The organism is Ruegeria sp. ANG-S4, assembly GCF_000814005.1.
In the GTDB taxonomy this organism is placed as follows: Bacteria; Pseudomonadota; Alphaproteobacteria; order Rhodobacterales; family Rhodobacteraceae; genus Ruegeria.
The window spans coordinates 409,587-433,041 of sequence record NZ_JWLK01000002.1 but is presented as its reverse complement, the minus strand read 5'-3'; the positions used below and the strand labels follow the sequence as shown (position 1 = coordinate 433,041).

Below are 23,455 nucleotides of genomic sequence, written 5' to 3'. Positions count from 1 at the left end.
GGGAACGCCATTCCACCCAGTCTTAAATCAGATCTCATAACTAAAAGGGAACGCTCATGACTGTTTTCTCACGGCTCGCGCTTGCAGCTTGCGTCGCGTTTGCGCCGGCTCTGCCAACACTCGCCCAACAAGGAAGCCTGACGATCTCGTCGGGCTACGGCCCGCGGTCAGAGGTTCCCGATCCGCGCGCAGAGTACAACGGATGGACGTCCAATCAGACAGGCGTGACCGAAACGCTGATGGGCATCGACTACGATCTGAAGCTGTATCCGCGTCTGGCTGAAAGCATCGAACAGTCATCGCCCACAACGTGGCGCGTTACTTTGCCCGATGGCATTACCTTTCACGACGGAACACCAGTGACTGCGCAGGCGGTCGTGGAGTCGATTGCGCCGATCTCGGAAGAAGGTCATCCCGGTCACAACAAACGGGTTGCCAACCTGCTGGATCTGGCGGGGATGTCGACGGATGGCGAAAACGTCGTCGTTTTCGAAACCAACAGCCCAAACGCCGCATTCCCATGGACGCTGTCCGAACCCGGAATCGCCATTCTTGGCCAACCTTCCGATGCATTCCCGATCAATGCCACAGGCCCCTTTGTTTTTCGCGAAGCGGTCGTGGAGCAATCCTACCATGTCGAAGCAAACCCGGACTACCGGCTTGGCGCTCCGGGGCTGGAAGAGGTCACGGTGGTGTACGTCGATGATCCGGGCACTCAGGCATTGGCGTTTGAAGCTGGAGAAGTCGATATGGTCATCAACTATCCCGAGACAGACTTTGAACGGATAAAAGAAACCGGTGCACTTGGGTTTTCGGCTCCGACCGCCCGGCTTTACTTTTATACTGTGAACGCAGCAAGCGGTCCTATGTCGAACCCTCTGATCCGTCAGGCGGTATCGATGGCGATAGACCGTCAGGGGGTTGTCGATGCGGTATTGTCGGGCGTTGGCGGAACGCCTGCTGGAACGGTTTTCCCGACAGGTATGGGCTGGGCGGTGGACATACCGGCGACCTACGATATGGCCGGGGCAGAGGCCCTGCTGACCGAGGCGGGTGCCGTCAAAGAAGGCGGTCAGTGGATGCTGGATGGCGCGCCGCTTGAAATTGATATCGTGACCTATTCCGGTCGCGCAGCGCTGTCTCCCACAGCGGAGCTGACGCAGGCGTTTTTGCAGGCGATCGGGATCACCTCCACCGTTCGTGTTGGCGAATGGGGCGCCATGACCGATGAGATTGCTGCCGGAAATGCCGACATGTTCCTGCAGGCCTGGGTTATGACGCCCCAAGGCGACCCGGGCGGCGTGTTGGAAACGCTGCTTAAGACCGATGGCGGATCAAACTCCGGGGGCTACTCGAACTCGGAACTGGATGCGTTGCTCGCAGATGGTCGTCTGACGTTCGACGAGGAGAAGCGCGTAGCGATCTATGACAAGGTGCAACAGATCATTCATGCCGAGGGCGCATTGATCCCTGTTTTCCACGTAAGTCAGGTCAATGTCGCAAAGCCCGGACTGACGGGTTATGCCGTGCACCCGACAGAAACCTATTGGGTCACGCACGAAACAAAGTTCGCTGAATGACACTCTCGGTGTCCGACCTGCGCGTTGAACGCGCGGGCCGGATCATACTTCACCCAACATCGCTGGATATAGAGCCTGGTGCGCGGATCGGTCTGGTCGGATCGTCCGGCTCGGGCAAGTCCACACTCGGTCACGCTTTGATCGATGACTTGCAGAGGCAGGGCCGCGTCGTCGCGCAGGTTCCCCAAAGCCCGGATGAAGCGCTCGATCCCTTGCGGACCATGGCGTTTCATTGGCGCGAGGCGGAAAAAGCGTTGGGGTTGAACCACGACAAACAGCGTCGGCAACAGCTGTTTTCGGCACTCCGGATCGAACATGGCGATCTGCGCAAGCGACCTTGGGGCTGGAGCCGTGGGATGCAACAGCGATTTGTCATTGCCATGGCGCTGATTGGATCGCCCGAGTTGATTGTTCTGGATGAGCCGACCTCTGCGCTGGATCCGGTTGTTGCGGCCGACACAATGGACTTGCTGGACAAATTTTTGTCCGGTCGGCGGACCGCGATGATCCTGATCACACACGATTTGGGCCTCGCTGCGCGGCGGGTCTCGCAACTGATGGTCATGGATGCGGGGAACATCGTGGAAAACGCTTTGACAACGGATTTGTTGGAAAGGCCCAAGACCCAGGCGGCACGGGCGTTGGCGGCTCATAGAAGCTGGCTTGAGTTGCCATGCTGAACGTCGGCAATATCACGGTGAAGCGCGCGAAGTCGGTGGCGCTCAATGATGTGTCCTTTTCGATCCAAGCGGGCAAAACGCTTGCCGTTGTCGGTGAAAGTGGCGCAGGAAAGTCCACGTTGATTGCAAGCATTCTGGGGTTGCTTACCCCGTCACAGGGTGCAATCACATGGTCCGGTGCGCCTGTGCGCGCCTGTCGACCAGCATTGGTCATGCAAGAACCGCGCGCTGCCTTTAACCCGGTTCATTCCCTTCGTCGCTCGGTTCAAGAGCCGCTACGCGCCCGCAAGACAAATATCCTGACGGAACGGCTGAAACGTCTGTGCGATGGTCTTGAACTTGCGCCCGAGTTGTTGAACCGGAAGCCTGCGGAGGTTTCGATCGGTCAGGCGCAGCGCGTCGGAATTTTGCGGGCCTTGGTTGCAGCCCCTCCTCTCATCCTTTTTGACGAACCACTGTCCGCACTGGACGCCATTACGCAAAAGCATACCGCGAAACTGATTGCGGATTTGCAAGCCGAAGAAGGTTTTACGGCGTTGATTGTCACGCATGACCTTGGATACGCCTGCGCGTTTTCCGATGAAATTGCTGTCTTAAGGGCTGGCAGTATCGAGGAGGTCGGAACCCCAGACGCTTTTGTTTCGAACCCAAAGACGAACTATGGGCGCAAGCTGAGGGACGCGGCCTTTTCTTTGGGTGCGCTGGAGCGAAGACGATGACCTTTGCCATACTGGGACTGGTGTTGCGGGCCGCCGTTGTCGTAACCGGCGCGGCTTTGTTGACATTTGTGTTGCTTTGGAACGCTCCGGGCGATCCGGCAATGGCGATCGCGCAAGCGCGTTACAACTTCGTGGTTCCCACAGAAGTTTTGGAGCAAGTACGCGCAGAATCCGGGCTGGACGCCGGGTTTTGGGCGGCGTTCAAAGACTGGATCGGCCCCTTGCTGGTCGGCGATTTCGGTCGCTCATCGGTGACCGGGCGCGAGGTGTGGCCAGACCTCGTCACGGCGATCGGCTACACAGTACCGTTGGCGTTGATGGGACTTGCAATTGGTTTGGCAATCGCGCTTCCTCTCGCAGCTTTGGCGGCAAGAAACCCGGGCAGCGTGTTGGACCGTGTTTGCGTCGCACTGGCCTCGGTGGGTGTTGCGATCCCTCAGTACTGGCTGGGTTTGCTTTTGATCCTTTTGTTTGCTGTCCATCTGGGTTGGTTGCCCGCCATGGGGGCACGCAGCACGGCAAATCTTGTCCTACCGGCCCTAACGCTCGGCTTGGGTGTCGCGGCGTCGCTGACACGGATCATCCGCTCGGGAATACTCGAAGCCCGCAACCAGAGCTTTTTGCCGGCGATCCGTCGCCGGGGCGTATCACCGTCTTCGATAGAACGCGATCACGTGGCGCCCCATGCCGCAATCCCCGTTGTCACGGTCTTGGGTCTTGAACTTGCGTTTCTGTTGGAAGGGGTCGTCGTGGTCGAAGTGATCTTTGGACGCCCGGGTTTGGGCGGTTTTCTGGTCACCGCGATCGGAGCCCGTGACTTCCCCAAGGTGCAGGCGGTCGTATTGCTGACCGCGCTCTTGTTTGTGATCATTAATCTGCTCATCGATATCTTTTATCAGGTGCTGGATCCCCGGATTGGAGAGCACGATGCGTAGTGTTTTCGCCCTATCGCTGGTTTTAGTCGCATTGGCTGTTTTTGGCCCGATGCTTGCGCCGCATGACCCAACAGCGATCAATATACCCAACCGCCTTAGCTCGCCATCGGAACAATGGCCTTTGGGTACGGATGCGTTGGGTCGGGATATCCTTTCTAGGCTGCTGTACGGGGCCAGATGGTCATTGGGTCTGGCCTTTCTGATTTCGGTCATCGGACTTTCGATTGGTACGCTTGTGGGCCTTGCAGCCGCACAGGGCGGTAAGCTGGCGGATTGGGCTTTGATGCGGACGACCGACACGTTCCTCGCCTTTCCAGAACTTGTCGCCGCCGTGGTCATTGCCGGCCTTTTGGGGGCGGGAACGGGAAGTCTGATCTTTGCGCTCGGCATTACCAGTTGGATGCGCTACGCGCGCGTTGCCAGAGGCGTTGGTCTGTCGCTCAAAAACAGGGGATTTGTCATACAGGCAAAGCTGGCCGGTTTGTCACCGCTTGCAATTGCGCGATCACACTATGTTCCCGCTCTGGTGCCCTCGCTGATCGTTGTCTGGACTGGGATGTTCGCACGCGCGATTCTTGGAATTTCCGCGCTCGGGTTTCTGGGTTTTGGCGTTCAACCGCCCATGCCGGAATGGGGCACCATGCTATTGGATGCCCGAATCCACATGCGGTCGACCCCATTGCAAATGATCTGGCCCGGATTGTCCGTGGCGGCCTGTGTTCTCGCAATCAACCTCTGCGGCGACGCTTTGCGGGACAGTCTGGTTGACCGACAAAGCTGATTGGAACCAGGACGTATTCCTTGTGAGAGCGGCGTTCCCTGGACAAATGGCACGAAAATGAATCGACTCAATTGAGCCGCGATCTCATACTGTTGGACTTGGCCGGCTGCGGAACGCTGCAACCGGAAAGTCCCGCATCAGGAACGAATAGACGACTTGCCCGGCGGCATGTGGGTTGCTGATCAATTTGACTTTCTCATCGCGAGACTCCGTTCTGAAGCGCCAAATTTTCTTTGCCTTGCGTCCAACTTCAACGCAGGTGGCGGCAGGTCATTTCGATCATTCTGATGCGTCGGAAATGGAACCTTGGGGATCGGACATGTTCTGATTATAGAAATTAAATTCTGCATGTTGAAATTTCTACAATTGGAGAATACAACCGGTTCAAGCTTGGATCGTTGGGGTAGGGAGAAGCCAATTGCCAAAGCCGGTAAGCTTGAAGCTATGTGGTGAGGTCGCAGTCATTGAGGTTGCAAACCCGCCGGTCAACGCATTGTCCGTCGCAGTGCGCGAGGGTTTGTTGCAAGCGATTGAGCAGGCGGCCTTGGATGAACGCGTTTCGGCAATTGTGATTTACGGCGCGGGGCGCACGTTCATTGCCGGTGCGGATATCAAGGAATTTGGGCAACCGCCGAAAGAGCCAATGTTGCCCGGCCTTATCAACAAGATCGAAGCAAGCGAAAAGCCGGTTGTTGTGGCCTTGCATGGCACGGTACTGGGTGGTGGATTTGAACTGGCGTTGGGCTGCCACTACCGCGTGGCTGCGCCAAACACGAAACTCGGCCTTCCCGAAGTCACGCTGGGCCTGTTGCCGGGCGCGGGCGGTACCCAGCGGTTGCCGCGATTGGTTTCTGTCGAGAAAACTATCGCCATGATAACCAAGGGCGCGCCGATCAGCGCTGATGAGGCGCTGGAGTTGGGCATAATTGATAAACTGGAAGAGACCGATGATATGCGCGCGGCAGGGATCGCCTACGCGGAAGAGCTGATCGCGGAAGGTGCCAAATCGCGCCGAACAAGCGAGTTGCCGTGCAAGGCTGTTGAGCCTGAACTGTTCGACACCGCCCGCGCCAAACTTGCCAAATCCGCGCGCGGCCAGATCGCGCCTTTGAAATGCATGGATGCCATCCAAGGCGCTGTGGAACTGCCATTTGCAGAAGGGCTGGCGCAAGAGCGTGCGCTTTTCCGGGAATTATTGGATTCCGACCAGCGCTCGGCACTGATCCATGCCTTTTTTGCCGAACGGCAAGTGGGCAAATTGCCAGAGATTGCAGGCGTAAATCCGCGCGAAATTGCCGCCGTCGGGGTTGTTGGTGGCGGCACAATGGGTGCGGGCATTACTGTTAGCTCGCTCTTGTCCGGCCTTGATGTGACACTGATCGAACGCGACGCCGAGGCGGTTGATCGGGCAATCTCGACTGTTTCCAAACTGCTGCAGGGTGCGGTGAAGCGCGGTAAACTGGACCAGGCCGCATATGATATGATTTTGGCGTCAAAGTTTCGAGCCAACCACGATTATGCAGCCTTGGCGCATGTGGATTTAGCAATCGAAGCCGTATTTGAAAGCATGGAGGTGAAGCGGGACGTATTCACCAAACTGGATGCTATCTGCAAGCCCGGAGCCATTCTGGCCTCGAACACGTCGTATCTGGACGTGGACGCGATCGCCGCCGTGACCAGCCGTCCCGAGGATGTGATCGGGTTGCATTTCTTTTCGCCCGCGCATGTGATGAAGCTGTTGGAAGTGGTCGTCGGTGAAAAGACGGCGCCCGATGTGACGGCGACGGGTTTCGCGCTGGCAAAAAGGATGGGCAAAATCGCCGTGCGGGCAGGGGTTTGCGATGGCTTCATCGGCAACCGTATTCTCGCCCATTACCGTAAGGCGATAGACGGCGCAGTTCTGGCCGGTGCCAGCCCGATTGAAATCGACAATGCTCTGGTCGCCTTTGGATTGGCGATGGGGCCGTTTGCCGTAAGCGATCTGGCCGGTCTTGATATCGGATGGGCCAACCGCAAGCGCGTCGCGCCGGATCGGGACCCGCGGGAGGTCTATGCCGACTTCGCAGACAAGCTCTGCGAACAAGGCCATTTCGGACGCAAGACCGGCACAGGATATTACATCCACAAGGACGGCAAATCCGAACCGAACCCCGAGGTGCTGCAATTGATCGAGGCGGAACGCGCTGAGAAAGGCATCCAAACCCGCGAGATTGATGCTCAGGAGATTGTGGATCGCTACATGGCCGCCATGGTTAACGAAGCCGCGCGGATCGTTGAAGAGGGTATCGCGCTGCGTCCATTGGACGTGGATGTGACCTTGCTGAACGGCTACGGCTTCCCACGCTGGCGCGGTGGACCGATGCAGTATGCCGACACTGTCGGACCTGATAAAATCCTGAAGGATATCAAGAAATTCGCCGCCGAGGATGACTTCCTCTGGCAACCTGCCCCGTTGCTCGAGAAGCTTGTCACTGAAGGCAAGACTTTCGCCAGCCTGAACGCCTGAGGACAAAGCCGTGAAACAAGCCGTCATCGTATCAACCGCCCGCACCGGCCTTGCGAAGTCCTATCGCGGGGCGTTCAACGAAACACATGGCGCGACCATGGCTGGCCATGTGGTGAAACATGCGGTCGAACGGTCCAAAGTGGACCCCGACCTGATCGAGGACGCGTTCATTGGATGTGGCTATCCCGAAGGTCTCACGGGCGCAAACATCGCCCGTCATGCGGTGGTTCGAGCAGGGTTGCCGATCACGGTTGCAGCGGCAACGGTGAACCGTTTCTGCTCGTCGGGCCTGAACGCCGTCGCCATGGCGGCGCACGCGATCACCGCCGAAGGTGCACCGGCAGCGATTGCCGGAGGGGTGGAGAGCATCAGTCAGATGCCACCCTCGCGCCCGCCGCAGAAGCGTGAAGCGTGGCTCGATGAAAACAAACCGGCCATTTACGACTCGATGATCCAGACGGCGGACACGGTCGCCAAACGGTACAATATCAGCCGCGCGGCGCAGGATGAGCTGGCGCTTGAGAGCCAGATGCGCACGGCGGCTGCGCAGGCCGCTGGAAAATTGGATGATGAAATCGTCCCGATCACGGTCACGCAGGCCTTCAAAGACCGCGAAACCGGCGAGGTGACGCGTAAGGAAGTCACCTTTGGCATGGATGATTGCAACCGGCCGAATACGACTTTGGAGGGTCTTGCAGGTCTCGCGCCTGTGCAGGGTGAGGGCAATTTCATCACGGCGGGAAACGCGTCTCAGCTCTCCGACGGAGCAGCAGCTTTGGTCCTGATGGACGCGGATCTGGCAGAGCGGCAGGGTCTTGAGCCGCTGGGTGCCTTCAAAGGCTTCGCGGTGGCAGGGTGTGAGCCGGATGAAATGGGCATCGGCCCGGTCTTTGCCGTGCCGCGCTTACTTGAGCGCCATGGCCTGACCGTGGGGGATATCGATCTGTGGGAGTTGAACGAGGCCTTCGCCAGTCAGGCGCTGTATTGCCGCGATCAACTCGGCATCGATCCGGCGATCTGCAACGTCAACGGTGGCTCAATCTCGATCGGTCACCCGTTCGGAATGACCGGGGCGCGGATGACCGGCCACATCCTGCTTGAAGGCCGCCGCCGCGGCGCCAAGCTGGGTGTTGTCACCATGTGCGTCGGCGGTGGTCAGGGTGCCGCTGGCCTGTTCGAGATTTTCCGAGGAAGCCCAAGATGGATCTGAGCTTTACCCCGGAGCAAGAGGCATTTCGCGCCGAAGTTCGCGCGTTCATGGCTGCGAACCTGCCCAAGCGCATCAGCGAAAAAGTGCGTCTTGGCAAGCGGTTGTCCAAGCAGGACAGCGAGGATTGGAATGCCATTCTGAATGATCGCGGTTGGTTGGCTGCGAATTGGCCCAAGGAATACGGCGGGGCCGAATGGGACGCCGTGCAGCGGATGATTTTTGAAGAAGAAGCCTGTCGGGCCAACGCGCCGCGGCTGGTGCCATTTGGCCTGACGATGCTGGCACCCGTGTTGTTCGCCTTTGGCACTGAAGAACAAAGGCAGCGGTTTCTGCCGAAGGTTCTGAACAACGAACACTGGTGGTGTCAGGGATATTCCGAACCGGGGGCCGGGTCCGACCTTGCAGCGGTGAAAACCCGCGCCGTACTGGAAGGCGACCACTATGTCGTGAATGGCCAGAAGACATGGACAACGCTGGGCCAGCACGCGAACTGGATTTTCTGTCTCGTGCGTACCAATCCCGAGGCAAAAAAACAGGAAGGTATCAGTTTCCTTCTGATCGACATGAAATCGCCGGGCGTCACTGTACGACCTATCGTTTTGATTGATGGTGAGGCCGAAGTGAACGAGGTCTTTTTCGACAACGTTCGCGTGCCGGTCGAAAACCTTGTGGGTGAGCAGGACAAAGGCTGGACCTATGCCAAATACCTGCTGACCCATGAGCGTACCAATATCGCGGGCGTTGGGTTTTCGCAGGCTGCCTTGGCGACTTTGAAAACCGTTGCCGCCACGACAATGGCGGGTGGGCGTCCACTGGCCGAAAATCCGCATTTCGCAGCCCGCATGGCACAGGTCGAGATTGATCTGATGGCGATGCAAACAACCAATCTGCGGGTGGTCTCTGCGGCGGCAAAGGGTCAGGCACCGGGGGCCGAAAGCTCGATGCTCAAGGTCAAGGGGACGCTGCTGCGGCAAGAGTTGACCTCATTGCTGCGCCGCGCGGCAGGGCCGGACGCGATGCCGTTTCTGCCCGAATATCTGGAAGGCGGTGACAACCAACTGCCCAATGGGCCAGAACACGCCCCATCTGCCGCACCGACCTACTTCAACATGCGCAAACTCTCGATCTTTGGCGGGTCCAACGAGATTCAGCGCACGATTATCTCCAAATCCATTCTGGAACTCTGAGGAGAGCGTTTATGGATTTCAATCTGACCGAAGAACGCGCCATGCTGCAGGATATGCTGCAGCGCGTATTAGCCGAAACCTACGACCATGAGGCACGGCGGAAACTGCTGGCTGAGGGCAAGCCCTATGACGCTGAAGTGATGGCGAAACTGGCGGAGCTGGGCGTCCTGGGGGCCTTGTTTCCCGAAGAGGTCGGTGGTTTCGGCGGCGCGGGTTTTGACTTGTCCGTTGTTTTCGAAGAGCTTGGCCGCGCAGGAACTATAGAACCCATCCTTGGCAACGCGGTTCTGGCTGGCGGGCTGGTTGCCGCACTTGGGTCCGAAGACCAAAAAGCGATGCTGAATGAGGTCATTGCGGGGCAAGCCATTCTGGCTTTCGCGCATTCAGAACCCACCGCACGCTATGATCTGAACCAGATCTCTACGAAGGCGGTGGCCGAGGGTGACAAGATTGTGCTGACCGGTACCAAAGCGCATGTGCTGAACGGGGCAGAGGCGAACATGCTGGTTGTGTCAGCGCGTGAGGCCGGGGAAGACCATGACCAGGACGGAATTTCGCTGTTTGTCGTTCCCGCCGATGCGGAAGGCGTAATGATCACGGGCCGTTTGAACATCGATGGAACGGCTGCGGCGATGATCCAGTTGGAAGGCGTCGTTTTGGACACCTCCGCCCGATTGGGTGAACCGGGCAAGGCTTATGATGCGATCGAGACGGCAGTCGCCCGCGCAATTCTGGCGGTTTGCGCCGAAGCGCTTGGCGCGATGGAAGCCGCCAAGGACCTGACCATCAACTACCTGAAAGAGCGCAAGCAATTTGGTGTTGCCATCGGTAAGTTTCAGGCGTTGCAGCACCGCATGGCCGATCTGTTGATCGAGGTTGAACAGGCGCGATCCGCCGTTGTCAACTTGGCAGGCAACATCAATGCGCCGCGTGATCAGCGAGAGCGTTATGTCAGCGCGGCAAAGAACCTGGTCGGTCGGGCCGGGGCTCTGGTGGCGGAAGAGACCATTCAGATGCATGGCGGTATTGGGATGACGGATGAATATGCCCTGTCACATTTCGCGCGACGCTTGGTGATGATTGATCACCTGTTCGGCGACGTCGATCACCACCTTGAGCGTTTCATTGCGCTGAACGCCGCCTGAGGACGCGCGATGTTGCACAGACCACCTTTGCCGCTTGCCGATTTGTTGGGGTTTCGCGTCGAAATCGATGCGGAGCGAAAGCAGGTGTCTTGTCTGCTGGAGGCGGCCGAGGTGCATTTGAATCGCCACGCTGTGCTGCATGGCGGAGTGGCGGCGACGCTGTTGGATTCAGCAAGCGGGATTACTGCGAGCCTGACGGTCGATGAAACGGGGGCCATGCCTTTCACCACGATTTCACTGAACATCAACTACCTTGCACCGGCTGCCCCGGGTTCGTTGCGTGCAGTCGCGAAGGTTACAGGGGGCGGGCGCTCTTTGGTCTTCGTCGAGGCCGCGTTGACCGACGCGCAAGATCGTCTCATCGCAACTTCAACCGGCGTGTTCAAACGATACCAAAAGCCGGAGGCTGTGGCATGAGCAATCTGTTTCGCCGAGAGCTTCGCGGTCCGACGCTGATCCTCTGGAACACGAACGCGGAAACGTGCAACGCTCTGTCGCCGGATTACTACAAGGGTGTCCTTGACGGGCTGAAAGATGCTGCCGAAAACCCGGACATCGCCGCGGTAGTTCTGACTGGTCAGGATGGTTTCTTCTGTTCCGGCGGGGACCTGAACTTGCTCAAGGACCGCCGCGAAATGTCGATGAGCGAGCGGCTTGAGAGCATCAACGGCCTGCATGACATCATCCGCGCAATCCGCAATTGCCCGAAACCGGTCATTGCTGCGGTTGAAGGGGGTGCTGCGGGCGCGGGGGTCAGCATCGCTTTGGCCTGTGACATGCTGATCAGCGCCTCTGGCGCGAAGTTCGTTCTGGCGTATGTACGCGCGGGGCTGGTGCCCGATGGCGGAGCGACGCAAACGCTGATGAAAATCCTGCCACGCGCGACGGTCGCACGTATGGCCCTTTTAGCGCATCCGATCTGGGCGGAACGGCTGTACGAGCTGGGCGCAATCACCGAGATCGTGGCGCCGGGCGGGGCGTTGAACTGTGCTTGCGATCTGGCCGAAGAAGTCGCCAACGGTCCGCAAGAGGCCATTTCCGCCATCAAGAAGCTGATGAACGCGGGCGAAACCGCCAGCCTTGAGGGGCATTTGGAAACGGAACGCACCGCAATGGCCGATGCGCTTGGCCGGGACGAGGCTCAGATCGGTATCAACGCCTTTTTGACCAAGCAAACCCCTGTTTTTCGTAGGGAGGGGACACGATGATTGCATTCAATCCGGAAACATCGGCCTTTGATACCGCTGTAACCCGAACCTACGGAACCCGGTTGCCAGTCATTGCCGGTGGGCTGCAATGGCTGGCGCGGGCTGAATATGTGGCGGCAGCGGCCAAGGCGGGGATCGTTTCGTTCATCACCTCAGCAAGCTTTGCCGAACTCGATGACCTGAAGGCAGAAATAGAAAAGTGCCGAGAGATGTGCGACGGCAGGGCTTTTGGCGTCAATGTCTCGATGCTGCCGAAACTGGTGCAAGGCGAGCGAACCGAGCAGGTATTTCACCTGATTGCGGGCTCCGGTGTGAAATTTGTGGAAACCTCGGGACGTAATCCCGAAGCGTTCATGCCGATCCTCAAAGACGCGGGGATTCACGTTCTGCACAAGGTGCCGTCGATCCGATACGCCGTGAAGGCACAGGATGTGGGTGTCGATATGGTTGCAATCGTCGGAGCAGAATGCGGCGGGCATCCCGGTATGGACATGATCGGCTCGATGGCGAATGCCGGGCTGGCCGGTGAGCGTCTGGATATCCCGTGGCTGATTGGTGGCGGGATCGGACGCGGCTCGCAACTGGTGGCGGCTTTGGCGATGGGGGCCTCGGGCGTTGTGATTGGCACGCGTTTTCTTGTGTGTGAAGAGATCAGGGCACATGTGGACTATAAGCAGAAACTGATCGATGCGACCGAGCTGGACACGCAGCTATGCATGACCTCAATCCGCAACACCACGCGGTCTTTGCGCAATGTCACAACCGAAACCGTGGCAAGAATTGAAAGCGAAAATCCTGACGTCAGCCTGCAGGAGCTAATGCAGCACATCTCGGGCGCGATAGGGCGCAAAGCCTATGAAACGGGCGATACGTCGCGTGGGATATTGGCCGCCGGGCACGCGCTGGGGTTTGTCGACAAGGTTCAGCCGCTGGCCGAAATCGTCGACCGGTTTGAAACCGATGCGACCTTGGCATTGCGGCGTCTGGGTCTGACAGGATGCTGAGGAAAGGTTCTTGATGCAGACGCGTATCCACGATTTTCTGACAGAGGCCGCTGCGGTCGCCGGGGAGAGTGTCGCCGTCGTTGATCATAAAGATCAGCGACATACCTGGGGTGAGGTTCTGCAGGCGGCGGATGAAGCTGAGGTGGTTCTGCGTGCCTTCGGTGTACGTGCCGGGGATCGCGTGGTTTTGGTTTTCGAAAACTGTATCGCGGTTCCGGCCTTTATCAACGCAGTGAGCCGGTTGGATGCCATTTCTGTGGTGATCAACGCGCGGCTGACGGAAACAGAACTGTCGCGGATTTTCGGTCATAGCGACCCGAGCCTTGTGATGTTCAGCACCGATGTCTCCAGCGTCGCGCAGAGCCACGCGGATCATTTCGAGGCCAAAACCGTATCCGGTGCCTTTGGCTCGGTCGCGCTGCTGCGTCGCGAAGGCAGCGCACCAGAGCCGGTTTTTGAAGCGGCGGACGAGCAGGTTGCGCTCATGCTCTACACCTCGGGCACGACTGGTGCACCGAAGGCGCCGATGCTGACCCATGGGAACCTGATAAACGCAACCAAAGCCACGGCGGCGGTGCGCGATGTGCAATCCGATGATGTGTGTTTCCTCGCGCTCCCGCTGAGCCACATCTATGGCTTTGTGACCTTTCTGGCGATGACATGGGCGAAAGGCACCATTCGGATGGAAGCGCGGTTTGCTGTCGAACGGATGTATCAGGCGATGCAAGAGGACGTGACCTTTCTGCCGGGCGTTCCGCAGATGCATGCCCAACTGTTTCACTACGCCCGCGCCAACAACAAGGCGCGGTATGATCGCGGTCTGTTGCGGCATGTGTCATCGGGTGGAGCCCCGCTGGATCCGGTCTGGAAGCGCGAGGCAGAGGCTTTTTACGGCCTGCCGCTGCAGAACGGGTACGGCCTGACCGAAGGCACAGCCGGGGTCTGTGCGACGCAGAACGCCAAAGGTGATCCGGATATCAGCGTTGGCCGGCCCATGCTGAACTGCAAATTTCGTCTGGACATGGATGTGCCCGGTGCGGATGCCGAGAAAGGGATCGGCGAAATCCAACTGGGTGGTCCGCAAGTCATGAAAGGGTACTTCCGTGATCCGGAACAGACAGCGCAAGCTCTGACCGAAGACGGATTTTTTCGCACCGGTGATCTGGGCCGGATTGATGACGAAGGGCGGATGCACATTTCCGGCCGCTGCAAGGAGTTGATCATTCACTCCGGGTTCAACGTTTACCCGAACGAAGTCGAGGCCACACTCTCCGAACATCCGGATGTGGTGTTTGCCGGCGTGGTCGGGCGTGCGATCCAAGGCAACGAAGAGGTGCTTGCCTTTGTCAAAGTCGATGCGGGTTGTGCCATTGGCGAGGCTGATTTGAAGGACTTTGTGCATGACAAACTGGCGCCATATAAGCGACCCGCGCGCATTATTGTCGCGACAGATCTGCCAGCGGCACCAACAGGAAAAATACTGAAATCCAAGCTGATTGAGGCCTTTGCTGATCAGCTTTGAGAACGAGACAGACGAAACACAGGATCAACACACAAAACAACTGAATTGGCGGTGGGTTCACCACCAAAAGTCAGTTCTCACCAAATTTTCTAATTCTTTTATGTGGAATTTAATTCCACAAAAGAGAACCACCCAGACATCCTGAGGAGGAGGAGGAATCTCATGGGAAGGATCAAATCGTTTGTGGGCGGCGCGGCTCTCGCGCTGACAATGGGCACGGCGACCCTTGCGGAAACCACGATCTTTTACGGCCACAGCGGCCCGGCACGCGGCACGGTTCCGGCGGCGTTGAACTGGTTCAGTGAACGGATCAATGAACTGTCAGATGGCGACCTGAAACTGGACGTTCAGTGGGGTGGGGCGCTGTTTAAAGCTCCGGCTTCTGTTCAGGGGATCAGCAATGGCGTCGCCGATGCGGGCTCGATCATCTCGGCCTACTTTCAGAAGGAAATGGCAGCCTATTCACTGGCTGACCTGCCCTTGTCTGGTGCGAATGTCTGGGTCGGCCTGCGTGCTACCGACAAGTTAATGCGTGAGACGCCCGAGATCACCGAGCATCTGGCACAGCAGAACCTGGTCTATCTGGGTACATTCACCGCCTCTGACGTGAATGTTGCCTGCCGCGGGGTCGAGATCAACTCGGTTGAGGATATCGCCGGTCACAAGGTTCGCGGTGCGGGCGTTTATGGCAAAGTCTTTGGTGAGCTTGGCGCGACGATGGTCAACCTCAACATCTATGAGGCTTATCAGGGGTTTGATACCGGCCTCATCGATTGCAGCCAAGGCTATTCCTACGTCATCCCGGCGCTGAAGTGGCATGAGGTCATCGACAGCTACACGGTCCTGAACTGGGGCCAGCTTGGCGGTTATGGCATGTTCATGAACAAGGACATCTATGATGGTCTCAGCGATGGCCAAAAGGCGGTTCTGACCCAGGCCGGCACCGAGTTGCCGGACCAGTTTGCCAAGATCGTGATTGGTGCGAATGCCAAAGCGATGGACGCGATGAAAGCCAACGGGTTCGAGCGTGAGGTCAAAGTCATCGATCTGACCGAAGCCGACAGTGCCAAGCTGAATGAGGCAGCTGCCCCGTTCCTCGCAGACTGGAAAGAGAACGCGGCCTCTGTCGGTCTGGACCCGGATCAGTTGATCGGGATCTTCACCCAGGCCGTTGCCGAGTACACCGCAGAATTCGAAGCGCAGGGTTGTCCCTGGACGCACTAATCGCGGTATCGAAGCCCGATTGGGCACGGCGTTCTGGCCGTGCCCGGTTCCCAAAGGGAGAAAATCATGCTGAGCCGACTGGAGCGCATTTTTGTCGACGTTGCAACGATCTCGATCATCTTGCTGGCGTTGATGATCTTCGCCGACGTTGTTGCGTTAAACCTGTTCAATGCCTCGGTGCCAGATACGGTGATCATAGTGCGCGAGCTTATGGTTTTGGCGATTGTCATGCCTTTGGCAGCCGCATCGGCAAAACGGGCGCATATTTCTGTCGAGTTCATTACGAATTTCCTGCCCGTGCGAGTGGTCAACCTGTTCGTCATCTTTGGCAGTCTCGTCGGCGCACTGGCTCTGATGCCCTTGATCTGGTCGGGCGGCAAAGAGCTGGCACACCAATGGACGACCGGCAGTGCGTTTTACGGGGACCTGAGCCTGCCGCAATGGCCCGGGCGTCTGGCATTTGTCATCGGCATGACACTCTGTTGGTTGCGGCTGGTTGTCATGGTGATCGCCGATTCGGCGGCTGTGTTGCGCGGTCGTACGACCGAGCTTCCCGAATACTGACTTTCAAACCTTTAAAACAGGAATTCGCCATATGGATCCGGCAACCATTGGATTGATCGCCTTCGGCCTGATGCTCGTCCTTCTGGCGATGCGCGTGCCGATTGCATTTGCGCTGATCGGCGTGGCGACGACTGCCGCATTCCTGATCTTTGCGCTGCGTACGGGGACCTTCATGCCGGAACGCGCGTTTCGCGCGACAGCCTCTTTGGTGTTTTCGAATTCCTTCGAACTGATGCACAGTTTTGATCTGTCAATGATTCCGCTGTTTGTTGCCTTGGGCAATATCGCCTACCGCGCCGGGATTACCACGGCGGTTTACAACTCTGCGCGTGTCTGGCTGATGCAGATGCGGGGCGGTGTCGCCGTGGCCTCGGTTGTCGGATGCGGCGGGTTTTCGGCGATCACCGGCTCCTCGATTGCCTGCGCTTCGACAATGGGCAAGATTTGCACGCCTGAGATGTTGCGGCTGGGCTATGACCCAAGGATGGCAACAGCTTCCGTTGCCGCGGGTGGGACCATGGGGTCGCTGATCCCGCCAAGCGTCCTGTTCATCATCTATGCGATTTTCACGGAAACATCGGTCAGCAAATTGTTTCTGGCCGGTGTCTTGCCGGGTCTGTTGACACTGATCGGCTTTGTGCTGGTCATCTGGATCTGGATCGCGATGGACCCCAAGGTCGCCCCTGTCCGGGAAAAGCCAGCCAGCCGCGGCGAGAAGCTGAGCGCCGCCATTGAGGCATGGCCCGCGATGTTGATTTTCCTGATTATCGTGATCGGCATTTATGGAGGTTTCTTCACGGCAACGGCTGCGGCCGCGGTCAGCGTTGTCATCACGACGTTCATCGGATTTGCGCAGCGCCGTCTGAGCTTGAAATCCCTTTGGGAAGCCGTACGCGAAAGCTGCGTACAGACTGCCGCGCTGTTTATTGTGGCTGCGGGTGCAAAGATATTTGTTGCTGCAATCGCCCTGACCGGTACGGCCCCGGCTCTGGTGCAGGCCGTTGCAGATGCTCAGTTGTCACCAACTGTCCTGCTGTTGTGTATCTGTGCGGTCTACCTGCTGCTGGGCATGTTCCTTGACCCGATCGGCATCATGGTTCTGACCCTGCCGCTGGTGATCCCGCTGGTTGAAACATACGGCATGAACCTGATCTGGTTCGGGGTCGTCGTCGTGAAATTGCTCGAGATTGGCCTGATCACGCCACCGGTCGGTTTGAACGCCTTTGTGCTGTCCAATGTCGTTGGCCGTGCTGCGCCACTGGGAACAATCTTTGCCGGCATCTGGCGCTTTTTGTGTGCGGATATCGTTGTGTTGGCGTTGATCCTGTTCTTCCCGGCCATCTCGCTTGTTCTGTCGGCTGGTGCCCCCTGATCCGGGTTTTCGCAGCGATGAAGTTCTATATAGTGAAATTTGCGGAGAATTGGGGAACAAAAACGGATGCGTGATCTGAAGGACGACAAGCGTTTTGCAAATACTCTGGCCAGGGGCTTGAGCGTTCTGCGGGCCTTTCGCCCGACGGACAAAGGCTTGGGCAATCTGGAAATCTCGGAGCGCACCGGCCTTCCGCGTTCAACCGTGTCGCGCCTGACCTTCACGCTGTGCGCTTTGGGGTATCTTACCCACCGCAGGCATCACGATAAGTACTACCTCGGCCCGGCAGCATTGGCGCTGGGAAACATCGCAGCCGCGTCTTTCGGGTTTATCGAAACCGCATCCCCGATTATGCAGAACCTTGCGAACGCAACAAAAACGCTGATCGGTGTCGCTATTCAGGACGATGGCCAGATGTTGGTGGTCAAGACTTGGCGGCCCGAGAACACGCCACCCATATGGATCAACGTGGGTTACCGCATGCCAATTCTGACGTCTTCTACCGGGGCGGCGTATCTGGGCGTTTTGACGGATGAGGAACAGGAGAAGCTGACGACGGCCGTGCAAGGCAATCAAACGAACCAATACGGCAAAGTGGGTCGAAAAGCGCGCAGTGATTTGCTGGCGCAGGGCTATTCAGTGGTGTCGGGTTCCGAGCGGTTCAGTTCCTCCATCAACGCGGTCGCGACACCTTATCGACCCTCGGAATTTGCCGAGCCTGTGGCGTTTCTCAGCGGAGCGCCTACGGAAAGCCTGAGCGATGAACGAATTCAAGCAGAGGTCGGTCCCGCACTGGTACAGGCGGTGGAAGAATTGCGGAGCATAACCGGGCAGTATTATTCCTTGGTCGCGACCTCCTGATCTTTCACCAAGTACAAATCTGGGGTGATGTTCGCGCTTAATCCGACCGGCTAATGCGTTTCCTGCTATTAGACGGACAGCCCTTCGCACGGCGTGACAGGTTCGCGACGGGCTCGCCATGTGAATTGACTAGCGAACCAACAGACTGCAAGTTCCGGGCATGCCTTTGGCCAAACAAATCGAACTTCTGATTCCCGAATTTCGGGCCTATGCGACCACCTTGTGCGCCTCGGCAAATGATGCCGAAGATCTGGTTCAGGACGCCGTTGAAAGAGCGCTGCGGGCCAAGGACAGACCGTCGGAACCTGAACAGTTTCGCCCCTGGATGTTTCGGGTCATACGGAACCTTCACTACGATGAACTGAGAAAACTGCGGGTTCGCAGGGAATATTTGGCGGCTGAAAGACGTCTATCCGATGAAGCCGGTTCTTCGGATACCGCACGGGACATCATGATACGCTTGGCGTTTGAAAAATTACCGCCGGACATGCGGGAAGTGTTGTGCCTTGTGGATATTCTGGGGTTGAAATACGTCGAGGCTGCGAAGGTCATGAATGTGGCAAATGGCACGGTGATGAGCCGTGTTAGCCGAGCAAGGAAAGCGTTGCTGGAATTGGTCGAGGGGGCCGATCTGCAAGAGATTGAAAAGAAGCGTGGTCGATGAGTGAGTTGAGTGAACAGGACTGGGAACTGGTGAACGCCTATCACGACGGTGAGATGGGCGCGGAAACCCGGCGTGAGTTTGAAGACCGTTTGGTTACCGAGCCCGCGTTGGCGCAGGCGTTGAAAGACGTTCGCGAAGTGTCGGCTGGCCTTGCCGCGTTGCGGCCCAGCACGGTGCCTTCAATCGCTGTGCCGATTAAGCCTGCGGCGAACAGCTCTCGGCGCCCGACGAAGTGGCTGGCAGGTGGAGCTGCCGCGGCAATAGTCGCGACTGCGATTATTCTGGGGGCGAACACGCTTGCTAAACCAACGGCTTTGGACATTCACGAGGACTTTGCCAAGCAGGACTTTGTCGTCGGCGGTGGCGATCTGCGTGCCGTTGCGGCGGGTGGTTATGAAGGTATCCCTGATCTGTCCAGCGCGCGGCTGACTCCGGTGGCGATCCGTACTTTGGATACAGGTCTGGTTACGCATTACGCGGGTCGGAACGGATGCCGGTTTTCGTATTTTCGCGGGGCATTCGAATCGCAAGCCGAAATCGGTGGCACTGACCGGCAAATTGAGACGTGGACGACGTCCGACAGCACTGGCCACATGATCATTGCCAGCGGCATGGATCAATCGAGATTTGACGCAATCGCGGCTTACCTAAAGCTGTTGACCCAAAGCAATGCGACAGAGGTCAGCATGGCCTCGGTTTCCGATGCAACAACAGCCGCCGCCCCATGTGTGGGCTAGCGGCTGGCGAAAGGTTTCAAACAGCTCAGCGTTTCGGAAAGTTGGGGCGATCCTCGCCGTAATGCTGGGTGAGGTAGTCGAGGATTTCCGTGTACTCAGGCTCTTCGATTTCCGACATACCCTGTTCGTCGACCATCCATTCGAACATCTCAATCCAACCGTCGCGGGTCAGCCCCTGTTGTGCAACAATCATTTCGGAATGGCAGGCGGTGCAGGCGTAAAACGTCGAATCCACGCCCGGTGCGTCGAATAGCACGCCGAACTCGTATTCTTCTTCGGTCTCCTCTGCGACTACTGCCTCGGCAGTGCCAAAGTTCATTGGGTTATCTGAGTATTGGTTGAGGAAGGCGATCAGATTGACTCTGTCCTGATCCTTCTTCAGACCAGCGAAGGTCATCTTCGTTCGCTTCACTTCGGCCTTTGGTTTCTTGAGAAACAGATCAAGCCGTTCGGGCGTCCAGTCTCCGCCATATTCGACCATCGACTTGGAATATTTGAAACCCTCGACGACAGCGACTGGGCCGCCAACAATACCAAACAGATTGGGTCCGACTTTGTTCTTGTCGCCTTGCTCGACAGTGTGGCACGCTACGCATTTTTTAAAAACGCGCTCGCCTTTCGCGATATCGGCACTTGCCAGCGAAGGCATTAGATCAGCAAGGACAGGGGGCGTGGCGGTACAACTGAATGCCACAATAGAAACAGTTCGCAGGGTTGCGAAGCGCATTGATTTACTCCGGTGCAGGGAAAGGTTTTGGGGGCGACGCTTTGGTCGCCCCGGTTTGCTCAGCTTACGCGAACGCCGACACGGTGCATCGTGTTGTTCAAGTAGCCTTTCGGGTTCCAGTCGATCGCAAAGGGTTGCATGACGCCTTCGCTGTCGGTGGCACGAGCCCAGACCTCGTAATACCCGGCTTGTGGAAAACTGACATTTGCACGCCAGTTCTGCCACGCGCCGGAATTGACCGGCGCGTCAAGCTCGGCCTCTTGCCAGGTTGCGCCGAAATCCGAGGAAACCTCGACCTTGCTGATTGAACGGTCGCCTGACCAGGCGTGACCGCGCACCTGCGTTTCCATCCCCAGATCGGCACCGTTTGCGGGAAACGTGACCAGAGACTTGACGGGCATACGCTCGATTATGACGAAGTCTTCCTTCGGTACATCCTGTCCAGGCTCCACAGGATAGCTTGGAACGCGGTAGGATGTCCCGGTCATTTTCGGGCCATCATGAACCTGATCGCGCAGTTCAATACGGTTGAGCCATTTCTGAGCGGTAGACGCGGGCCAGCCTGGCACCACAAGGCGCAGAGGCGCACCATTCATCGGATGCAACTCGGCTCCGTTCATTTCAAATGCGATCAGCACATTGTCCGTCAGTGCCTTGTCGATCGGCAGACCGCGAGAGATCGGCATCTTCTCGGGATCACCCGACAGATGTCCGTCGGCACCATAGTGGGCGGTATAGACCACGTTCGATTGTACACCCGCCTTTTCAAGCACGTCTTTCAGCCGGACACCGGTCCATTCGGAACAGGCGACAGCGCCGTAAGTCCACTGGTTGCCTTTGGCTGGCGGGTTGAAGAAACCGCGCCCGTTGCCACCGCATTCCAGCGTCAGGGCCATGGTGACAACCTCGAATTGCTCACGCAGGTCATCAATCGTCAGTGTCATGGGTGTGTCCACAAAACCGTCGACTGTCAGTGTCCAGGTGGAGGGATCAACGTCTTCCGGCGGGATGCCGTTGTTGCGGATAAAGTGGCGGTTCGTGGGTGTGATCAGATCGTCAAGCAACTCGGGCGGGGTTTCTGCGTTTACGGGACGGTCGTTCAGCAATGTCAGCCCGTCCTTGCCAACCAGAACGTCTTCTTGCGCCATTGCCGCGGGAACAAAACCAATAGGCATGTTGCGATGGAACGGTATCGACGTTCCAACCATGGCGGCCATCGTGGCCAAGCCGGTGCGCTTCAGAAACCCGCGCCGATCCGGGTTTGCGACCCGTCCAAAAAATTCTGCATCTGCCTTTTCGGGGTCATTTGCAAAGAACTCGCTGACCGAGCGGTTCTTGTCCTCAACTGGCGCCATCGTTTCCTCCCTGGCTGCTGGCATGGCGCGCAGTGGCGCACCTTTATGCAGGAAAGACGTATGGGAGACTCGTTTTATTCCATCCCGAGATTCAGAAACGCGCTCACGCGCACCTAGAGGTGTGCGAGACGGATACGAAGTTGACGCGGGTGACTGAGTATTCGACCCAATAAGGGCGTGATGAGGGGCGGTATTCGTTGGCCAAGAAGGTCGCGGAGAGGTTGGGACGACCAACCGGCGCCGCGGAAACCGTTCCCAAGTGGCCGCAATTACATCGCGGAGAGCCCTGCATTGGTGTTCAACAGGAACTGACGGAAAATCGGGCTGCTGGCAGCACCGATGCCGCGGGCGCTTTCTCCAACCGCGGCAGCTTTGACAACGGGTGGGATCAGGCCGCGCTTGTCCTGATTGGCCAGATATCGTCGGACTCTGGAAACCAGTTCTTCCCGAACGTTTGGCGGGAATGCGCCGTCAATGAATATCGCCTCAAAGTCGATGACAGCGCAAATAGACAGGGCAGCCTTGGCCAGTTCCTGCGCGGTCGTGCCAATCCAAGGTTCGACATATCGGGAAATGCTGCTCCAATCCTGCGGCTTCTTCCACAGAATGCCCGGATCGACCCCCGCTTCGATCAACCTATCTTCGAGTAAAAACAGCGAGGCCGTGTCGATCAGCTGCTGGCTTTCGCCCAGTGGGCCCGTTGTGCGCATCGCGCCCAACGCACCGGCATTGCCCTGGTTGCCCTCGAAGACGGTGCCGTTCAAAGCGACGCCGCCGCCGATCATGGAGCCTATGAAGAAATAGAAATAGTCGCGATACTCGGCTCCGCGCCCGTAAAGATGTTCTGCGTGACAAGCGGCTGTCGCGTCGTTGACGACAAAGACGGGAAGGTCGCTGAACTTGGCGACTTCGGAAAAGAAGTTCACGTTTTTCCAGGATCGGAATTTTCTGGCAGCGACTCCTGACAGGTCGTGCCACTTCCAAAGTTCGAACGGCGTGCCAATTCCGATACCGCAAACCCGGTCGCGGAGCTTTCTCGGTTCGTCGGACAGGAGCGTTTCCAAACCCGTCTCCAGAAATCCAAAGACGGTTTCGGGCAGCGGGTAATCATATGTCGTCGAAATCTGCTTTCGCGGCCTGCCTGTGAAGTCGATCAAAAGCAGGTCTGCACTGCGTCGACCGATCTTCATTCCAACCGACAGAACGCCGTCCGGGTTAAGCTCCATCGGCACCGAAGGTTTGCCGACTTTTCCGCGCAACGGTGTTCCCCGTTTGAGAATCTCGTCCTTCTCTAGCTTGCGTACAATGTTTGATACGGTTTGTGGCGACAGGCCCGTAAGCCTTGCAATGTCGGCGCCAGCCGTTGGCCCATGTCGTTGTAAAACCGTCAAAATAAGACGCTCGTTATGATCGCGAACGCCACTTTGGCTTACCCCGCCAGTCAGTATTTTGAGCGCCTCTTTCTCCATAAACC

At 57.7% G+C, this 23,455-nt stretch carries 22 protein-coding genes; 19 read left to right on the top strand and 3 right to left on the bottom strand.

The window, feature by feature from the left end:
- Window positions 1–56: 56 nt before the first annotated feature.
- The 19 genes from RA28_RS09475 to RA28_RS09385 all read left to right on the top strand — a co-directional run bounded on the left by RA28_RS09475 (window position 57) and on the right by RA28_RS09385 (window position 19,899).
- Window positions 57–1,580: an ABC transporter substrate-binding protein gene (locus RA28_RS09475; protein ID WP_039527177.1), complete on the top strand. Its 1,524-nt coding sequence runs from the start codon at window positions 57–59 to the stop codon at window positions 1,578–1,580.
- On the top strand, window positions 1,577–2,260 hold the full coding sequence (locus RA28_RS09470; RefSeq protein ID WP_039527173.1) for an ATP-binding cassette domain-containing protein: 684 nt from the start codon (window positions 1,577–1,579) through the stop codon (window positions 2,258–2,260). Before RA28_RS09475 ends, RA28_RS09470 begins: the two co-directional genes overlap by 4 nt.
- On the top strand, window positions 2,254–2,979 hold the full coding sequence (locus RA28_RS09465; RefSeq protein ID WP_039527169.1) for an ABC transporter ATP-binding protein: 726 nt from the start codon (window positions 2,254–2,256) through the stop codon (window positions 2,977–2,979). The genes RA28_RS09470 and RA28_RS09465 overlap by 7 nt, the downstream gene beginning before the upstream one ends.
- Window positions 2,976–3,914 (top strand): ABC transporter permease, encoded by a 939-nt coding sequence (locus RA28_RS09460; protein ID WP_039527165.1) that lies wholly within the window; start codon window positions 2,976–2,978, stop codon window positions 3,912–3,914. The genes RA28_RS09465 and RA28_RS09460 overlap by 4 nt, the downstream gene beginning before the upstream one ends.
- A complete protein-coding gene (locus RA28_RS09455; RefSeq protein ID WP_039527162.1) occupies window positions 3,907–4,695 on the top strand; it encodes an ABC transporter permease in 789 nt (262 codons plus the stop codon). The genes RA28_RS09460 and RA28_RS09455 overlap by 8 nt, the downstream gene beginning before the upstream one ends.
- A gap of 418 nt (window positions 4,696–5,113) precedes the next feature.
- Window positions 5,114–7,201 (top strand): 3-hydroxyacyl-CoA dehydrogenase NAD-binding domain-containing protein, encoded by a 2,088-nt coding sequence (locus tag RA28_RS09450; RefSeq protein ID WP_039527160.1) that lies wholly within the window; start codon window positions 5,114–5,116, stop codon window positions 7,199–7,201.
- A 10-nt stretch (window positions 7,202–7,211) separates the two neighbouring features.
- A complete protein-coding gene (locus RA28_RS09445) occupies window positions 7,212–8,411 on the top strand; it encodes an acetyl-CoA C-acyltransferase (RefSeq protein WP_039527157.1) in 1,200 nt (399 codons plus the stop codon).
- Window positions 8,402–9,598 (top strand): acyl-CoA dehydrogenase family protein, encoded by a 1,197-nt coding sequence (locus RA28_RS09440; RefSeq protein ID WP_039527154.1) that lies wholly within the window; start codon window positions 8,402–8,404, stop codon window positions 9,596–9,598. Before RA28_RS09445 ends, RA28_RS09440 begins: the two co-directional genes overlap by 10 nt.
- A gap of 11 nt (window positions 9,599–9,609) precedes the next feature.
- On the top strand, window positions 9,610–10,743 hold the full coding sequence (locus tag RA28_RS09435) for an acyl-CoA dehydrogenase family protein (RefSeq protein ID WP_039527151.1): 1,134 nt from the start codon (window positions 9,610–9,612) through the stop codon (window positions 10,741–10,743).
- Window positions 10,744–10,752: 9 nt separating this feature from the next.
- Window positions 10,753–11,160, top strand: a complete 408-nt coding sequence (locus RA28_RS09430; RefSeq protein WP_039527149.1) for a PaaI family thioesterase — start codon at window positions 10,753–10,755, stop codon at window positions 11,158–11,160.
- Window positions 11,157–11,951, top strand: a complete 795-nt coding sequence (locus RA28_RS09425; protein ID WP_039527145.1) for an oxepin-CoA hydrolase, alternative type — start codon at window positions 11,157–11,159, stop codon at window positions 11,949–11,951. Before RA28_RS09430 ends, RA28_RS09425 begins: the two co-directional genes overlap by 4 nt.
- Window positions 11,948–12,955, top strand: coding sequence for an NAD(P)H-dependent flavin oxidoreductase (locus RA28_RS09420; RefSeq protein ID WP_039527143.1), 1,008 nt, complete (start codon window positions 11,948–11,950; stop codon window positions 12,953–12,955). The genes RA28_RS09425 and RA28_RS09420 overlap by 4 nt, the downstream gene beginning before the upstream one ends.
- Before the next feature lie 13 nt (window positions 12,956–12,968).
- On the top strand, window positions 12,969–14,477 hold the full coding sequence (locus RA28_RS09415) for a class I adenylate-forming enzyme family protein (RefSeq protein WP_039527140.1): 1,509 nt from the start codon (window positions 12,969–12,971) through the stop codon (window positions 14,475–14,477).
- Window positions 14,478–14,639: 162 nt separating this feature from the next.
- Window positions 14,640–15,701: a C4-dicarboxylate TRAP transporter substrate-binding protein gene (locus RA28_RS09410; protein ID WP_039527137.1), complete on the top strand. Its 1,062-nt coding sequence runs from the start codon at window positions 14,640–14,642 to the stop codon at window positions 15,699–15,701.
- A 66-nt stretch (window positions 15,702–15,767) separates the two neighbouring features.
- On the top strand, window positions 15,768–16,265 hold the full coding sequence (locus RA28_RS09405) for a TRAP transporter small permease (RefSeq protein WP_039527134.1): 498 nt from the start codon (window positions 15,768–15,770) through the stop codon (window positions 16,263–16,265).
- A 31-nt stretch (window positions 16,266–16,296) separates the two neighbouring features.
- The gene (locus tag RA28_RS09400) at window positions 16,297–17,637 is read left to right on the top strand and encodes a TRAP transporter large permease (RefSeq protein WP_039527131.1); all 1,341 of its coding nucleotides are present in this window, start codon (window positions 16,297–16,299) and stop codon (window positions 17,635–17,637) included.
- Window positions 17,638–17,703: 66 nt separating this feature from the next.
- Window positions 17,704–18,498 carry an IclR family transcriptional regulator gene (locus RA28_RS09395; protein ID WP_039527129.1) on the top strand — a complete coding sequence of 265 codons (795 nt, stop codon included), beginning with the start codon at window positions 17,704–17,706 and terminating at the stop codon, window positions 18,496–18,498.
- Between the two features lie 160 nt (window positions 18,499–18,658).
- Window positions 18,659–19,162 carry an RNA polymerase sigma factor gene (locus RA28_RS09390; RefSeq protein WP_039527126.1) on the top strand — a complete coding sequence of 168 codons (504 nt, stop codon included), beginning with the start codon at window positions 18,659–18,661 and terminating at the stop codon, window positions 19,160–19,162.
- Window positions 19,159–19,899 carry an anti-sigma factor family protein gene (locus RA28_RS09385; RefSeq protein WP_039527123.1) on the top strand — a complete coding sequence of 247 codons (741 nt, stop codon included), beginning with the start codon at window positions 19,159–19,161 and terminating at the stop codon, window positions 19,897–19,899. Before RA28_RS09390 ends, RA28_RS09385 begins: the two co-directional genes overlap by 4 nt.
- Window positions 19,900–19,924: 25 nt before the next feature.
- Here RA28_RS09385 and RA28_RS09380 read toward each other — a convergent pair whose 3' ends face one another.
- The 3 genes from RA28_RS09380 to RA28_RS09370 all read right to left on the bottom strand — a co-directional run bounded on the left by RA28_RS09380 (window position 19,925) and on the right by RA28_RS09370 (window position 23,450).
- Window positions 19,925–20,626: a c-type cytochrome gene (locus RA28_RS09380; RefSeq protein WP_039527121.1), complete on the bottom strand. Its 702-nt coding sequence runs from the start codon at window positions 20,624–20,626 to the stop codon at window positions 19,925–19,927.
- 59 nt (window positions 20,627–20,685) lie between these two features.
- Window positions 20,686–21,981 (bottom strand): sulfite oxidase, encoded by a 1,296-nt coding sequence (locus tag RA28_RS09375; RefSeq protein WP_039527831.1) that lies wholly within the window; start codon window positions 21,979–21,981, stop codon window positions 20,686–20,688.
- 269 nt (window positions 21,982–22,250) lie between these two features.
- Window positions 22,251–23,450 carry an ROK family transcriptional regulator gene (locus RA28_RS09370; protein ID WP_039527826.1) on the bottom strand — a complete coding sequence of 400 codons (1,200 nt, stop codon included), beginning with the start codon at window positions 23,448–23,450 and terminating at the stop codon, window positions 22,251–22,253.
- Between the last annotated feature and the right edge of the window lie 5 nt (window positions 23,451–23,455).

Excerpts from the sequence above, each read along its gene's own strand:
- RA28_RS09415 (WP_039527140.1), top strand. The coding sequence starts at position 12,969 with ATGCAGACGCGTATCCACGATTTTCTGACAGAGGCCGCTGCGGTCGCC.
- RA28_RS09455 (WP_039527162.1), top strand. The coding sequence starts at position 3,907 with ATGCGTAGTGTTTTCGCCCTATCGCTGGTTTTAGTCGCATTGGCTGTT.
- RA28_RS09385 (WP_039527123.1), top strand. The coding sequence starts at position 19,159 with ATGAGTGAGTTGAGTGAACAGGACTGGGAACTGGTGAACGCCTATCAC.
- RA28_RS09430 (WP_039527149.1), top strand. The coding sequence starts at position 10,753 with ATGTTGCACAGACCACCTTTGCCGCTTGCCGATTTGTTGGGGTTTCGC.
- RA28_RS09470 (WP_039527173.1), top strand. The coding sequence starts at position 1,577 with ATGACACTCTCGGTGTCCGACCTGCGCGTTGAACGCGCGGGCCGGATC.
- RA28_RS09390 (WP_039527126.1), top strand. The coding sequence starts at position 18,659 with ATGCCTTTGGCCAAACAAATCGAACTTCTGATTCCCGAATTTCGGGCC.
- RA28_RS09460 (WP_039527165.1), top strand. The coding sequence starts at position 2,976 with ATGACCTTTGCCATACTGGGACTGGTGTTGCGGGCCGCCGTTGTCGTA.
- RA28_RS09375 (WP_039527831.1), bottom strand. The coding sequence starts at position 21,981 with ATGGCGCCAGTTGAGGACAAGAACCGCTCGGTCAGCGAGTTCTTTGCA.
- RA28_RS09370 (WP_039527826.1), bottom strand. The coding sequence starts at position 23,450 with ATGGAGAAAGAGGCGCTCAAAATACTGACTGGCGGGGTAAGCCAAAGT.
- RA28_RS09440 (WP_039527154.1), top strand. The coding sequence starts at position 8,402 with ATGGATCTGAGCTTTACCCCGGAGCAAGAGGCATTTCGCGCCGAAGTT.
- RA28_RS09465 (WP_039527169.1), top strand. The coding sequence starts at position 2,254 with ATGCTGAACGTCGGCAATATCACGGTGAAGCGCGCGAAGTCGGTGGCG.
- RA28_RS09410 (WP_039527137.1), top strand. The coding sequence starts at position 14,640 with ATGGGAAGGATCAAATCGTTTGTGGGCGGCGCGGCTCTCGCGCTGACA.
- RA28_RS09475 (WP_039527177.1), top strand. The coding sequence starts at position 57 with ATGACTGTTTTCTCACGGCTCGCGCTTGCAGCTTGCGTCGCGTTTGCG.
- RA28_RS09400 (WP_039527131.1), top strand. The coding sequence starts at position 16,297 with ATGGATCCGGCAACCATTGGATTGATCGCCTTCGGCCTGATGCTCGTC.
- RA28_RS09405 (WP_039527134.1), top strand. The coding sequence starts at position 15,768 with ATGCTGAGCCGACTGGAGCGCATTTTTGTCGACGTTGCAACGATCTCG.
- RA28_RS09435 (WP_039527151.1), top strand. The coding sequence starts at position 9,610 with ATGGATTTCAATCTGACCGAAGAACGCGCCATGCTGCAGGATATGCTG.
- RA28_RS09425 (WP_039527145.1), top strand. The coding sequence starts at position 11,157 with ATGAGCAATCTGTTTCGCCGAGAGCTTCGCGGTCCGACGCTGATCCTC.
- RA28_RS09420 (WP_039527143.1), top strand. The coding sequence starts at position 11,948 with ATGATTGCATTCAATCCGGAAACATCGGCCTTTGATACCGCTGTAACC.
- RA28_RS09395 (WP_039527129.1), top strand. The coding sequence starts at position 17,704 with ATGCGTGATCTGAAGGACGACAAGCGTTTTGCAAATACTCTGGCCAGG.
- RA28_RS09380 (WP_039527121.1), bottom strand. The coding sequence starts at position 20,626 with ATGCGCTTCGCAACCCTGCGAACTGTTTCTATTGTGGCATTCAGTTGT.